Here is a 13,775-nt window from a genome sequence, read left to right on the forward strand (position 1 = left end):
GCCCTGGTGAGAAGAGGGACGTCACACCGGCTGCCTACATGCCGGCGATCAGCTTCTCCACGCGGTCGTCGACCGACCGGAACGGGTCCTTGCACAGCACCGTGCGCTGTGCCTGGTCATTGAGCTTCAGGTGCACCCAGTCGACCGTGAAGTCCCGCCGCTGCTCCTGCGCCCGCCGGATGAAGTCGCCGCGCAGCCGCGCCCTCGTCGTCTGCGGAGGCACCGACTTGCCCTCGAAGATCTTGAGGTCGTTGCAGATCCGCGCCGCCTGCCCCTTGCGCTCCAGCAGGTAGTACAGCCCGCGCCGGCGGTGGATGTCGTGGTAGGCGAGGTCTATCTGAGCCACCCGCGGATTCGACATGGTCATGTTGTGCTTGCCCCGGTACCGCTCGATCAGCTGGTACTTCATGACCCAGTCGATCTCGGTGCCGATCCGGTCCAGGTCCTCGGCCTCGATCGCGTCCAGCGTGCGGCCCCACAGCTCCAGCACCTGGTCCACCACGCCGGTCCGGATGCCCCGCCGCTCGGCGAAGTCCACCGCCTTGTCGTAGTACTCCCGCTGGATCTCCAGCGCGGAGGCCTCCCGGCCGCTCGCCAGGCGCACCTTGCGCTGGCCCGTGATGTCGTGGCTCACCTCGCGGATGGCCCGGATCGGGTTCTCCAGGGTCAGGTCCCGCATCACCGTGCCCGCCTCGATCATGCGCAGCACCAGGTCGGTCGCCCCGACCTTCAGCAGCATGGTCGTCTCGGACATGTTCGAGTCGCCCACGATCACGTGGAGGCGGCGGTAACGCTCCGCGTCCGCGTGCGGCTCGTCGCGCGTGTTGATGATCGGCCTGGAACGCGTCGTCGCGGAGCTGACGCCCTCCCAGATGTGCTCGGCCCGCTGGCTCACGCAGTAGACCGCACCCCGAGGGGTCTGCAGCACCTTGCCGGCACCGCAGATCAGCTGCCGCGTGACGAGGAACGGAATGAGAATGTCCGCCAGGCGGGAGAATTCCCCGTGCCGGGCCACCAGGTAGTTCTCGTGGCAGCCGTACGAGTTGCCCGCCGAGTCGGTGTTGTTCTTGAAGAGATAGACGTCGCCCGCGATTCCCTCCTCGTGCAGGCGGCGTTCGGCGTCGACGAGCAGTCCTTCGAGAATGCGCTCGCCTGCTTTGTCGTGCGTGACCAGCTCGGTCACGTTGTCGCATTCGGGAGTTGCATATTCCGGATGCGAACCCACGTCGAGGTACAGGCGGGCGCCGTTCCGCAGGAAGACATTGCTGCTGCGGCCCCATGACACGACACGGCGGAAGAGGTAGCGCGCCACTTCGTCAGGAGACAGTCGGCGCTGTCCCCTGAACGTGCACGTGACGCCGTACTCGTTCTCCAGCCCGAAAATGCGGCGGTCCATGACTGAACATTACGCCTTCTGCCCTCTTCTGAAACCGGGTTCGCAGGCGCCGTTTCGATCAGTTCCCCCGAGGAGGCCGCCGAACACCGGGCAGGCGACCGGTGAAAGCCGCGGCGCGCCGCACCGGCGCGCCCGCCCGTCACTGCGCCGACCGGGCCTGCGGGGCCACCTCGTCGGCTCCGCCCGGCACTCCCTGCGCCGAACCCGCCACCGCACGGCTGTGGCCCGCAGTTGACAGCGCCCGCTGAGTCACCATCAGAACCAGCAGGGCCGCACCGCCCGCGGCACACGCCACGCCGAAGCCCCACGCGGTGCCGCCCAGCTCCACGGCCGGCCCCGCGGCCGCCGTACCGATCGCCGCGCCCACGCCGAAGAACGTCACCAGCCACGAGAAGGCCTCCGTCACCGTGCCCGACGGCGCGTGCCGGTCCACCACGATGAACGCGCACGCCAGGGAGGGCGCCAGGAACACGCCCGACAGCGCGGCCAGCGCCGTCATCGCCACCGGCCCCGGGATCAGCAGCAGCGGCAGGTAGCCCACCGCCAGCAGCGCCACCAACAGGCGCAGCCGCCGCTCGGGCGCGCCGGCCCACTGCCGCGCGCCGTAGAACACGCCGCCGATCAGCGCGCCGAGCCCCAGCGCCGCCATCAGCCAGCCGTACACCGCCTGGCCCCCGTTGTCGTCCGCGTACGCCACACCGGCCACCGTGATCGAACCCAGCGCCATACCCACGAAGAAGAATGCGCCCAACAGCGCCAGCAGCCCGCGCGAGCGCAGCGCGCCCAGCCAGTGGGCCTCCCGCGGCTCCGAGCGCCACGTCCGCGACGGCTCGCTGACCACCACCGACAGCGCGCCCAGCACCCCGATCGCGTTCAGCGCCAGCAGCGCCCCTGCCGGCGACCACACCGCCACGAACAGCGTCACCAGCAGCGGACCTACGGTGAACATGACCTCCTGGGCCACCGCGTCCATCGCGTACGCCGCGTGCACCTTCTCCTCGCGGCCCCCCAGCACGCCCGGCCACAGGGCGCGCAGCCCGCCCTCCAGCGGCGGCGTGAAGAGCCCGCCGACCACCACCGCGGCGTACGCCGCGACCACCGAGCCGGTCCCCGCGAACGCCAGCCACACCATGCCCAGCGCGGACAGCAGCGCCGCCGGCAGCTGCACCCGCGGCTGGCCGAACAGGTCCACGGCCCGCCCGAGCAGCGGCTGGCCCACCGCGTTCGCCAGCCCGTACACCGCGGCCAGCGCCCCCGCCAGGCTGTAGCTGCCGCCCTCCGCGCGCGTGAACAGCACGATCGCGATCGGCGCGGTGGCGTTCGGCAGCCTGCCGACGAGCGTGCCCACCAGCAGCCTCGCGGCGTGCCGGGTCCGCAGCAGCTCCGCGTATCCCGCGGCCATGTCGGCCCCCTTCTGCCCGGATCCAGCCGGGGTAATACGTATAACGTGACGAGTCATACGTACCATGGCCACAGTCCACGGGTCCACCCCACGGACCGCACCACCACCCCTGACCTCGCACTGCAGGAGCCCCGTGTGACGAGACCCACCAGCCGGGACGTGGCCACCGCCGCCGGGGTCTCCCAGGCCACCGTCTCCCTCGTCCTCGGCGACAAGTGGCCCGGCCGCGTCTCCGAACGCACCGCCGCCCTCGTCCGCGAGACCGCCACCCGCCTCGGCTACCGCCCCAACCTCGCCGCCCGCAACCTCCGCCTCGGCTCCACCCGCACCGCCCTCCTCGTCGTCCCCGCCCTCACCAACGAGTTCTTCGCCCGCGTCTACACCGGCGCCGCCCGCGTCGCCGCCGAACACGGCTTCGGCGTCGTCCTCTACCCCTCCCCCGACGGCACCGGCCCCGCCCGCGACCCCTTCGCCTCCGCCCGCGCCGCCCTCGACGGAGTCATCGCCTCCTCCATGGCCGCCCACGCCCTCCAGGCCATCGGCGGCGACACCCTCCCCCTCGTCATGCTCGACAGCGACCCCCGCGCCCAAGGCTCCGCCGCCCACGTCAACCTCGCCATGGCCGATGGCATGCGCCAGGTCACCGAGCACCTCCTCGCCCTCGGCCACCGGCGCTTCCTCCACCTCGCCTCCGCCGTCGACTCCTGGACCTTCGACACCCGCGCCGAAGCCCTCGGCACCCTCCTGGGCCCCGGCACCGAGCTGCGCACCGTACGGTCCCCCCTCACCGCCGACGACGCCCGTACGGCCATGGAGGCCGCCCTCGCCGTCCCGGAGGGCAGGCCCACCGCCATCGTCTGCGACGACGACATCCTCGCCGCGGGCGCCTGCAAGGCCGCCCGCCGACTCGGCCTGCGCGTCCCCGAGGACCTCTCCGTCACCGGCTTCGACGACCTCGCCCTCGCCACCGCCGTCGAACCCGAGCTCACCACGGTCCACCTCCCCGCCGAACGCGTCGGCGAACAGGGCATGACCGCCCTCCTCGCCGTCCTGGAAGGCACCCCCTGGACCGCCCCCGACATCCCCGTCACCCTCGTCGTCCGCGACTCCACGGGACCGGCCCCCACCCCGTAGCGACCCGGACACGACGAAGCCCCGGCCACCCCGTGAGGGGCGACCGGGGCCACGGACCCGGATCCTGGTGCTCGCTACTCCGCGTCGTCCTCCGGAGTCTCGTCGTTCGACACGGCGTCCGCCTGTGCGGCGGCCGGCACGTCCGCCTCCAGCAGCCGAGACAGCTGCCGGCCCCGGATCCGCTTGAACTTGCGCTGCTGCGACCGGGTCCGGTCCAGCACCGCCACCTCCAGCCGCTCGGCAGGGATCGCCTTGTCGGCACCGTTGGCCTGGCTGGACAGCGCCGCCACCGCCAGCTTCAGCGCCTCCGACAGGGTCATCCCGTCCTGGTGGCGCTGGTCGAGGTAGGTGCTGATCTGCTCGGCGTTGCCGCCGACCGCGACCGAGCCGTGCTCGTCGACGATCGAACCGTCGTGCGGCAGCCGGTAGATCTGGTCGCCGGCGGCCGTCGCACCGACCTCGGCCACGACCAGCTCCACCTCGTACGGCTTCTCACCGGCACTCGAGAAGATGGTGCCGAGGGTCTGCGCGTACACGTTGGCCAGCCCACGGGCCGTCACATCGTCACGGTCGTAGGTGTATCCGCGCAGATCGGCGTACCGCACTCCGCCGATCCGCAGGTTCTCGTACTCGTTGTACTTGCCGGCGGCCGCGAAGCCGATGCGGTCGTAGATCTCGCTGAACTTGTGCAGCGCGCGGGACGGGTTCTCGCCGACGAACACGATGCCGTCGGCGTACTGCAGCACGACAAGGCTGCGACCGCGGGCGATGCCCTTCCGGGCGTATTCCGCCCGGTCGGCCATGGCCTGCTGGGGTGACACATAGAACGGAGTCGACACCGGCTTTCCGTCCCTTTCTTCTGGGCTCCTACGAAGCGACGGATGGTCAGAGCAGGGCGGCGCGCGGGCCGTCGGGCTGCTCCAGCCTGCGATTGGTGACCGAACGGGCGAGTTCCTGCGACTCCTCGTCGGTCAGCCTGCGGAACCCCTCGTCCGTGATGACGGTGACGATCGGGTAGATGTGGCGGTACAGGTCCGGCCCGCCGGTCGCCGAGTCGTCGTCGGCGGCGTCGTACAGCGCCTGCACCACCAGCGTGGTGGCCTGCTGCTCGGTCAGATCCGGGCGGTAGAGCTTCTTCATGGAGCCCCGCGCGAAGATCGAACCGGAACCGGTCGCCGCGTAGCCGTGCTCCTCGGAGCGGCCGCCGGTGACGTCGTAGGAGAAGATCCGGCCCTTCTCCTTGCCCTCGTCGTAGCCGGCGAAGAGCGGCACCACGGCCAGGCCCTGCATCGCCATGCCGAGGTTGCTCCGGATCATGGTGGAGAGCCGGTTGGCCTTGCCCTCCAGGGAGAGGGTCGCCCCCTCCACCTTCTCGAAGTGCTCCAGCTCCAACTGGAACAGCTTGACCATCTCCACGGCCAGGCCGGCCGTACCGGCGATGCCGACCGCGGAGTACTCGTCGGCCGGAAACACCTTCTCGATGTCCCGCTGCGCGATCATGTTCCCCATGGTCGCCCGCCGGTCACCGGCGAGCACGACCCCGCCGGGGAAGGTGGCGGCCACGATGGTCGTCCCGTGCGGCGCCTCCACGACGCCTTCCGGCAGCTTGCGGTTCCCGGGCAGCATCTCGGGCGAGTGCGCACCCAGGAAGTCCATGAAGGACGACGACCCCGGCGTCAGGAAGGCTGCCGGTAGACGCCCTGTGCTACGAGTGTTGGGTTCCACAGGTTTCCTTCCACGTAAGCGGCTGCACGCCGTATGACGTCCGGCCGATCCTTGAACTGCCCCAAGGCTGCGTTGCAGCTGAAGCACAGTACGCCTCGGACCTTACCCGTCTGATGATCGTGATCCACGTGCTCGGCCAGACCTTCTTGGCAGATCACGCAGACACCGTTCTGAGCGGCGATCATCTCGTCGCGCTGCTCCTCGGTCATGCCGTAGGCGCGCTTGAGATGGCCTGCCCTGCCGCGCGCCGCCTTGCACGGCTTGCAGCAAGTGGCGAGCCCATCAGGTGCGGTTGCGTTCTTGTGCCACTCACTGTGGGGTTCTTGACCTCCCCGCAGGAGCGGCCTTGCTTCCAACCCGGAGGCACGTCCGCCCGGACCCACACCGTCTTGCCCTTGGCGGCCTGCCGGCGCCGGCAGTGCTCTGCCCCGTAGGTGGCGACGCATGAGCGGCACCGGGCCTGCAGGCCGTCCTTGGTGGAGCGGTTCGCGGCGAACGCACTGAGCGGTTGCTGCTGGCCGCAGCCGCGACACAGCTTCGATTCGATCGACATGGCCCTGGCGCATCAGGGCCACCTTCATTTCGAAGGCAGAATGGCCTTACTCTCCACCCTTTTGAACGAAGCTTCGAACAAAATCCTCAGCGTTCTCTTCGAGCACATCATCGATTTCATCGAGTACGGAGTCGACGTCGTCGGAGAGCTTTTCCTGGCGCTCCTTGAGGTCGGTCGATTCCTCGACCGCAGCCTCCTCGACCTCCTCGGTCGAGCGCGTCGCCTTCTGCTGTCCGCCGCCGGTGTCCTTGGTCGCCATGTCTACCTCACCCCGCTCGGTTCGCACGCTCATGTCGAGAGACCCCGGGATTCGGGATCTCTCAAGATCAGACCCTACGTCGGACCCTATAGGGAGGGTCCGACATTCGTCCCCGTACTTTCACAGTCCGGTTCTTCTCATGATTCCCGGACCGATCGCATTTCAGGCCCGCTCACTGCCCCGAAAGCACCCGGACCAGGTCCTCCGCCGTGCGGCAGCGGTCCAGGAGCTCCTTGACGTGGTTGCGGGTCCCCCGCAGGGGCTCCAGGGTCGGGACCCGCTGGAGCGAGTCGCGGCCAGGGAGGTCGAAGATCACCGAGTCCCACGAGGCCGCGGCCACGTCGTCCGCGTACTGCTCCAGGCAGCGCCCGCGGAAGTACGCCCTGGTGTCCTCCGGGGGCTTGCTCTGAGCCCGCTCCACCGCGGACTCCTCCACCAGCCGCTTCATCTTGCCGCGGGCCACCAGACGGTTGTAGAGGCCCTTCTCGGGCCGTACGTCCGCGTACTGGAGGTCCACCAGGTGCAGCCGCGCCGCGTCCCAGTCGAGACCGTCCCGGCGCCGGTAGCCCTCCAGGATCTCCCGCTTCGCGATCCAGTCCAGCTCCCCCGACAGGCTCATGGGGTCGCTCTCCAGCCGGCCCAGGACGTCCTCCCAGCGGGACAGCACGTCCTTGGTCTGCTCGTCCGCGTCCGAGCCGAAACGCTCGTCCACGTACTTCCTGGCCAGTTCGAAGTACTCCATCTGGAGCTGTACCGCGGTCAGTGTCCGGCCGCTGCGCAGCGTGATCAGGTACTTCAGCGAGGGGTCGTGGGAGACGTGGTGGAGAGTGCGTACGGGCTGGTCGACGGCCAGGTCGACGCCGATGAAACCGTCCTCGATCATGGACAGCACGAGGGCCGTGGTGCCGAGCTTGAGGTAGGTGGAGATCTCCGAGAGGTTCGCGTCGCCGATGATCACGTGGAGCCGGCGGTACTTCTCGGCGTCGGAGTGCGGCTCGTCCCTGGTGTTGATGATGGGCCGCTTCAGGGTGGTCTCCAGGCCGACCTCGACCTCGAAGTAGTCGGCGCGCTGGCTGATCTGGAAGCCGTGCTCGCGCCCGTCCTGGCCGATGCCCACACGTCCCGCGCCGGTCACGACCTGCCGGGAGACGAAGAAGGGGGTCAGGTGGCGCACGATCTCCGAGAAGGGGGTTTCCCGCTTCATCAGGTAGTTCTCGTGCGTGCCGTAGGAGGCACCCTTGTTGTCGGTGTTGTTCTTGTAGAGGTGGATCGGCTGGGCCCCGGGCAGCTGGGCGGCCCGTACGGCGGCCTCGGCCATGATCCGTTCGCCGGCCTTGTCCCAGAGCACGGCGTCCAGCGGGTTGGTGATCTCCGGGGAGCTGTACTCGGGGTGTGCGTGGTCGACGTAGAGCCGTGCCCCGTTCGTCAGGATGACGTTGGCGAGGCCGATGTCCTCGTCGGTCAGCTGGCTGCTGTCGGCGGCCTCGCGGGCGAGGTCGAAGCCGCGGGCGTCCCGCAGCGGGTTCTCCTCCTCGAAGTCCCAGCGGGCGCGTCGCGCCCGGTGCATCGCCGCCGCGTAGGCGTTGACGATCTGGGACGAGGTGAGCATGGCATTGGCGTTCGGGTGACCGGGGACGGAGATCCCGTACTCCGTCTCGATCCCCATTACTCGCCGTACGGTCATGCGGCCCTCCTTGCCCGGCGGCGCCCCCCTCCGGGGGCGGCGCTCAAGTACCGCTGGTGCTCCGGTGCGTGTGACTGTGCGGTGCCCGTCCCCGCACTGCGCGACCGGCGGTACGGAAGAGCCTAGAACCACTGCGCGCTCGTGGGGAGATCATTTCCGTCATTGAATCTGCCCTGTCACCGGCTGGAATACGGCCGGTTAAGCGGTCGGGTAAAGCAGTCGGCTGCGGATGCCCGGGGAGGGCATCCGCAGCCGCTCCGCTTCAGAGGTACTGACCGGTGTTCGCCACCGTGTCGATGGAGCGTCCGGTGTCCGCGCCTTGCTTTCCGGTGACCAGGGTGCGGATGAATACGATCCGCTCGCCCTTCTTTCCGGAGATTCGGGCCCAGTCGTCCGGGTTGGTGGTGTTGGGCAGGTCCTCGTTCTCCTTGAACTCGTCCACGCAGGCCTGGAGGAGGTGGGAGACCCGGAGGCCCTTCTGGTTGTGCTCGAGGAAGGCCTTGATGGCCATCTTCTTGGCACGGTCGACGATGTTCTGGATCATCGCGCCCGAGTTGAAGTCCTTGAAGTAGAGGACTTCCTTGTCGCCGTTGGCGTACGTGACCTCGAGGAAGCGGTTCTCCTCGGTTTCGGCGTACATCTGCTCGACGACGGTCTGGATCATGCTGTGGACGGTGCCGGCCGTGGAGCCCTGGTGCTCGGACAGGTCGTCCGTGTGCAGGGGCAGCGAGGCCTTGAGGTACTTGGCGAAGATGTCCTTCGCGGCCTCGGCGTCCGGACGCTCGATCTTGATCTTCACGTCGAGGCGGCCGGGGCGCAGGATGGCCGGGTCGATCATGTCCTCGCGGTTGGAGGCGCCGATGACGATGACGTTCTCCAGGCCCTCCACGCCGTCGATCTCGGCGAGGAGCTGCGGGACGATGGTGTTCTCGACATCCGAGCTGACGCCGGATCCGCGGGTGCGGAAGAGGGACTCCATCTCGTCGAAGAAGACGATGACGGGGGTTCCCTCGCTGGCCTTCTCGCGGGCCCGCTGGAAGACGAGGCGGATGTGCCGCTCGGTCTCGCCGACGTACTTGTTGAGGAGTTCGGGTCCCTTGATGTTCAGGAAGTACGACTTCCCCTGGGCCTGTCCGGTCACCTCGGCGACCTTTTTGGCAAGGGAGTTGGCGACGGCCTTGGCGATGAGCGTCTTGCCGCAGCCGGGCGGGCCGTAGAGCAGGATGCCCTTCGGGGGCCGCAGTTCGTGTTCCTTGAACAGGTCGGGGTAGAGGTACGGGAGCTCGACCGCGTCGCGGATCAGCTCGATCTGGTCGCCCAGGCCGCCGATCTTGTCGTAGTCGATGTCGGGGACCTCTTCGAGGACCAGGTCCTCGACCTCGCTCTTGGGCACGACCTCGTAGACGTAGCCGGAGCGGGGCTCGAGCAGGAGGGCGTCGCCGGGGCGGATGGTGATGTCCAGGAGCGGCTCGGCGAGCCTCACCACCCGTTCCTCGTCGGTGTGCCCGACGACCAGGGCGCGCTCGCCGTCCTCGAGGATCTCCTTGAGGGTGACGATGTCCCCGGCCCGCTCGAATTCCATGGCCTCGACCACGTTGAGGGCCTCGTTGAGCATGACCTCCTGGCCTCGCCGGAGGTCTTCCGGGTCGACGCTGGGGCTGACGTTCACGCGGAGCTTTCGGCCTCCGGTGAAGATGTCGACGGTGCCGTCCTCGTTCGCCTGGAGGAAGACACCGAAGCCTGCCGGCGGCTGTGCGAGCCGGTCGACTTCTTCCTTGAGGGCCACGATCTGGTCGCGGGCCTCACGGAGGGTATTCGCGAGTCGTTCGTTCTGTGCGGAGACGCCGGCCAGATTCGTCTGGAGCTCGACGATCCGCTCTTCGAGAATCCTCGTGTGTCGCGGAGAGTCGGCGAGCTTACGTCGCAGGACGGCGATTTCCTGCTCGAGATAGGCAACCTGGCCGGCGGGGTCCTCGGACCCTCGCGCGGGCCGGATGCCGCGGTTGATGTCGTCGTCGTGGGCTGCCACGGTCCTCACCTCCTCCAAGGGGAGCTGGACGCTTCCTGACCCTACCTGGGCTGGTGGTGATTGAAACCCCTAGATCACAAAGACGATAGAGGTGTGTCCGATCTTCACCCTTGCGTACTCCCTCACGCCAAGGAAATACCCACCCATCAAACTCGGGAAGCCGCCGGTTGTAAGGTCGATGTGTTCAACACCCGTCAGGGCCCGTGCGACTTGCTGCGGGTTCTGATCGGGATGGATCACTCACCGCAGGGAACGGCAGGAGATATGACCGTGCAGCAGGACGCTCCGACGGGCGGCGCCGGTGGGGCCGCCGAGCCGCTCGAGGTCTGGATCGACCAGGACCTGTGCACCGGGGACGGCATCTGCGCGCAGTACGCGCCCGAGGTGTTCGAGCTGGACATCGATGGTCTGGCGTACGTGAAGAGCGCGGACGACGAGCTTCTGCAGGAGGTGGGGGCGACCGCTCCGGTGCCGCTGCCGCTGCTCCAGGACGTGGTGGACTCGGCGAAGGAATGCCCCGGTGACTGCATCCACGTAAGGCGCGTTTCGGACGGTGTGGAGGTCTTCGGTCCGGACGCGGAGTGACGTTTCAAACACTCCTGGCGGCTGAGTCCGTCAGCTCCTGGCGGAATTTTCCGTCGGTCCAGCGCCACTTGGCGCGCTGCTTCTTGTCGGGGCAGCAGCGCGGGACATCGGGGCCGGAGTAGCCGAGGAGGCTCGCCGTGACCGTGCGGTCGCCCACGGTCAGTTCCGTGGCGGTCTGGCGCTGCGGGGTGTCCAGGAGGGTGGCCACGACGCGGGGGCGGGAGCCCTCGGCGGGGTCCTGTGTGAGCACGTAGACGGCGTGGGGCGGGGTGCCGGAGCCCGCGTCGCAGCGGACGGCCGCCACGGTCTCGGGGCGGCCGTCGCCGTCGAGGTCGCCCTGGGCGGTGGCGGTGACGACCCGGGGCGCGCCCTTGCAGTCGAGGGGGAAGGTGACGGCGGCCGCGTCGGGGGCGGCGGCCTGCGGGCCCTTCGCGGTGGGCTCCCCGGCGGCCGCCGGGCTGCCGGTGGCCGGCTGCACGAGTCCCGCTGCGGCTATGACGGCGGCCATGGCGGTGGCCGTGGCGAGCCAGTGGAGGGGCCTGGTCCGGGTGTGGGCCAGGGTGTCCGGGGTTGCCAGCGTGGCGGGGGTGTGCAGCACGCGGGGTGTCTCCTGTGCGAAGGGTGACGGGGAGCCAGCATCGTGCCACACCTCACACCGGGGTGGAACGGCAGGGTCCGAGGTCGGTGCGCGGACAACGAAAAGGCGCTGCGACGCAGTTCCCCCGGGGTGGGGGGAACTGCGCCGCAACGCCGTCGTGTTGGGTCTGCGCAGGGGTGGGCGGCCGTTACGCGGAGCGGTCGCTGCCGGGGCCCTCGTAGTCCTCGCCGTAGGCGCCCTTGGCGGGGCGGCGGCGGCGCATGGGCGGCTCGACGCCGTCCGCGAGGCGGCGGGCGGTGACGAGGAAGCCGGTGTGGCCGATCATGCGGTGGTCGGGGCGGACGGCCAGGCCTTCGACGTGCCAGTTGCGGATCATCGACTCCCACGGCTGCGGCTCGGCGAAGCAGCCGATCTCGCGGATGGACTCGACGGTCTTGGACAGCTGGGTGGTGGTGGCCACGTAGCAGCAGAGGATGCCGCCGGGGACGAGGGCCTTGGAGACGGCCTCGAGGCATTCCCAGGGGGCGAGCATGTCCAGGATGACGCGGTCGACGTCGGTGTCGGAGAGGTTGTCCTGGAGGTCGCCGACGGTGAGCTGCCAGGCCGGGTGGGGGCCGCCGAAGTAGCGTTCCACGTTGGCGGTGGCGATCTCGGCGAAGTCCGCGCGGCGCTCGTAGCTGTGGAGCATGCCCTGGTCGCCGATGGCGCGCAGCAGGAAGCTGCTCAGGGAGCCGGAGCCCACTCCCGCTTCCACGACGCGGGCGCCGGGGAAGATGTCGGCGAAGGCCAGGATCTGGCCCGCGTCCTTGGGGTAGACCACGGCGGCGCCGCGGGGCATGGACAGGACGTAGTCGGGGAGCAGGGGGCGCAGCGCGAGGTACGCGACGTTCCCCGTGGTACGGACAACACTGCCTTCGGGAGCACCGATCAGCTCGTCGTGGGGGAAGGAACCCTTGTGGGTGTGGAAATTCTTCCCGGCTTCGAGCGTGAACGTGTAGTGGCGGCCCTTGGGGTCGGTGAGCTGAACCTGGTCCCCGACCTTGAAGGGCCCGCGTCGGCGGGCGGCACCGGTCGGTTCGGACATGTGACCAGTGTATTGGCTTCAGGACTGGGGCCGTGCCATGGCCTTCACGAAGGCCTTCTCGACGTCGAGCGTGGACAGGACGCCGTAGATGGCGCCGTCCGATTCGAGGACGAGGTATTCGGTGGCGGGGTTGGCGCGGAGGTGGTCGAGGAGTTCTTCGCCGGTGAGTTCCGCGGAAACCTTCATGCCGTCGGTGAGGTCCTGGGCGAGGGTGCTGACGGCGACCCAGGGGCGGCGGTGTTCGGGGACGGAGGCGATGGCGCTCTCGCGGACGATGGCGGTGGGGTCTCCGTGGCCGTCGACGACGACGAGGGCGCGGGCTCCGGCTTCGTTGGCGCGGCGGAGGGCTTCGCTGAGGGGGGTGGGGTTCTCGACGGGGATGGCGCGGCGGGTGAGGCTGCGGGCGCGCAGTTCGGGGAGGTGTTCGCGCAGTCGGGCCATGCGCAGGCTGTTGCCGGCTCCGGTCCAGATGATGGCGGCCAGGATGGCGGCGAGGAGGGCGTCCATGACGGTGTCCATGCCGCCGATCTCCTCGGTGCGGTTGCCGAGGAGTCCGGTGTGGGTGAGCAGGGGGAGGCCGAGGAGGACGGCGACGGCGAGGGCGCGGCCGACCCAGGCGGCGGCGACGGTGCCGGCCATGGGTTTGCCGGTGATGCCCCAGATGACGGCGCGGAGCATGCGGCCGCCGTCGAGGGGGAGGCCGGGGAGCAGGTTGAAGGCGGCGACGAGCAGGTTGGAGATCATCAGGCCGGCGAGGAGGACGCCGGGGACGGTCGCCGGGTCGACGGCCTTCATGCCGAGGTAGAAGCCGCCTGCGAGGAGGAGGGAGAGCAGCGGGCCGACGAAGGCGAGGACGAACTCGCGGCCGGGTGTCTCGGATTCCTTCTCGATCTCGGAGACTCCGCCGAAGAACTGGAGCTGGATGCGGCGGACGGGGAGTTTGAAGCGGAGGGCGGCGACGGTGTGGGCGAGTTCGTGGACGAGGACGGAGGCGTAGAAGGCGACGGCGAAGAAGAGGGAGACGAGGTAGCGGACGGGTCCGAGGTCGGGCAGGACGCGGTCGAGCTGGTCTCCGAAGACCCAGGTGATGAGGGCGGCGACGAGGAACCAGCTGGGTGAGACGTAGACGGGCACGCCGAAGGGGCGGCCCATGAGGAGTCCGCCGCCCGGTCCCGAGCGCCGGTTATCGCGCTCGCCGGTCTGGTCGGTGTCTGCCACGTCTGTCCTTCGTTCGGTGCTGGGGTTCACGGGTGGTTCCGGTCGTGTCCGGCGCGGTGTGTGAGCGCCTGGTGATGCTCCGATCATGCAGTGCGAGGGGGCTTTGCG

13 protein-coding genes are annotated in these 13,775 nt (G+C 69.3%); 2 read left to right on the forward strand and 11 right to left on the reverse strand.

Annotated elements, in window-relative coordinates; genetic code table 11:
- Positions 1 to 34: 34 nt before the first annotated feature.
- Positions 35 to 1,396, reverse strand: coding sequence for a Pup--protein ligase (pafA, locus tag ACZ6JS_RS14425; protein WP_030655944.1), 1,362 nt, complete (start codon positions 1,394 to 1,396; stop codon positions 35 to 37).
- A gap of 139 nt (positions 1,397 to 1,535) precedes the next feature.
- Positions 1,536 to 2,798: an MFS transporter gene (locus ACZ6JS_RS14430; protein ID WP_469297909.1), complete on the reverse strand. Its 1,263-nt coding sequence runs from the start codon at positions 2,796 to 2,798 to the stop codon at positions 1,536 to 1,538.
- 135 nt (positions 2,799 to 2,933) lie between these two features.
- Here ACZ6JS_RS14430 and ACZ6JS_RS14435 point away from each other — a divergent pair, with 135 nt between their 5' ends.
- A complete protein-coding gene (locus ACZ6JS_RS14435; protein WP_469297910.1) occupies positions 2,934 to 3,932 on the forward strand; it encodes a LacI family DNA-binding transcriptional regulator in 999 nt (332 codons plus the stop codon).
- Between the two features lie 74 nt (positions 3,933 to 4,006).
- On the opposite strand, the gene prcA is transcribed toward ACZ6JS_RS14435, so the two are convergent.
- The 6 genes from prcA to arc all read right to left on the reverse strand — a co-directional run bounded on the left by prcA (position 4,007) and on the right by arc (position 10,182).
- The gene (prcA, locus tag ACZ6JS_RS14440) at positions 4,007 to 4,771 is read right to left on the reverse strand and encodes a proteasome subunit alpha (protein ID WP_469297911.1); all 765 of its coding nucleotides are present in this window, start codon (positions 4,769 to 4,771) and stop codon (positions 4,007 to 4,009) included.
- Positions 4,772 to 4,817: 46 nt separating this feature from the next.
- On the reverse strand, positions 4,818 to 5,657 hold the full coding sequence (gene prcB, locus ACZ6JS_RS14445) for a proteasome subunit beta (RefSeq protein ID WP_469297912.1): 840 nt from the start codon (positions 5,655 to 5,657) through the stop codon (positions 4,818 to 4,820).
- Complete coding sequence (locus ACZ6JS_RS14450) at positions 5,609 to 5,866, reverse strand: endonuclease VII domain-containing protein (protein ID WP_469297913.1); 258 nt, start codon at positions 5,864 to 5,866, stop codon at positions 5,609 to 5,611. Before ACZ6JS_RS14450 ends, prcB begins: the two co-directional genes overlap by 49 nt.
- 390 nt (positions 5,867 to 6,256) lie before the next feature.
- Positions 6,257 to 6,469, reverse strand: coding sequence for a ubiquitin-like protein Pup (locus ACZ6JS_RS14455; RefSeq protein WP_030233608.1), 213 nt, complete (start codon positions 6,467 to 6,469; stop codon positions 6,257 to 6,259).
- A gap of 172 nt (positions 6,470 to 6,641) precedes the next feature.
- Positions 6,642 to 8,153, reverse strand: coding sequence for a depupylase/deamidase Dop (gene dop / locus ACZ6JS_RS14460; protein ID WP_469297914.1), 1,512 nt, complete (start codon positions 8,151 to 8,153; stop codon positions 6,642 to 6,644).
- A 262-nt stretch (positions 8,154 to 8,415) separates the two neighbouring features.
- Positions 8,416 to 10,182, reverse strand: coding sequence for a proteasome ATPase (gene arc / locus ACZ6JS_RS14465; RefSeq protein WP_030655926.1), 1,767 nt, complete (start codon positions 10,180 to 10,182; stop codon positions 8,416 to 8,418).
- Between the two features lie 264 nt (positions 10,183 to 10,446).
- Here arc and ACZ6JS_RS14470 point away from each other — a divergent pair, with 264 nt between their 5' ends.
- Complete coding sequence (locus ACZ6JS_RS14470) at positions 10,447 to 10,767, forward strand: ferredoxin (protein ID WP_469297915.1); 321 nt, start codon at positions 10,447 to 10,449, stop codon at positions 10,765 to 10,767.
- A gap of 4 nt (positions 10,768 to 10,771) precedes the next feature.
- Here ACZ6JS_RS14470 and ACZ6JS_RS14475 read toward each other — a convergent pair whose 3' ends face one another.
- The 3 genes from ACZ6JS_RS14475 to ACZ6JS_RS14485 form a co-directional block, all read right to left on the reverse strand.
- The gene (locus tag ACZ6JS_RS14475; RefSeq protein ID WP_469297916.1) at positions 10,772 to 11,365 is read right to left on the reverse strand and encodes a hypothetical protein; all 594 of its coding nucleotides are present in this window, start codon (positions 11,363 to 11,365) and stop codon (positions 10,772 to 10,774) included.
- 187 nt (positions 11,366 to 11,552) lie between these two features.
- Positions 11,553 to 12,449 (reverse strand): tRNA (adenine-N1)-methyltransferase, encoded by an 897-nt coding sequence (locus ACZ6JS_RS14480; protein ID WP_030833375.1) that lies wholly within the window; start codon positions 12,447 to 12,449, stop codon positions 11,553 to 11,555.
- Positions 12,450 to 12,467: 18 nt separating this feature from the next.
- On the reverse strand, positions 12,468 to 13,754 hold the full coding sequence (locus tag ACZ6JS_RS14485; RefSeq protein ID WP_469297917.1) for a site-2 protease family protein: 1,287 nt from the start codon (positions 13,752 to 13,754) through the stop codon (positions 12,468 to 12,470).
- Between the last annotated feature and the right edge of the window lie 21 nt (positions 13,755 to 13,775).

The sequence above is a fragment of the Streptomyces sp. NPDC046349 genome, assembly GCF_055587885.1.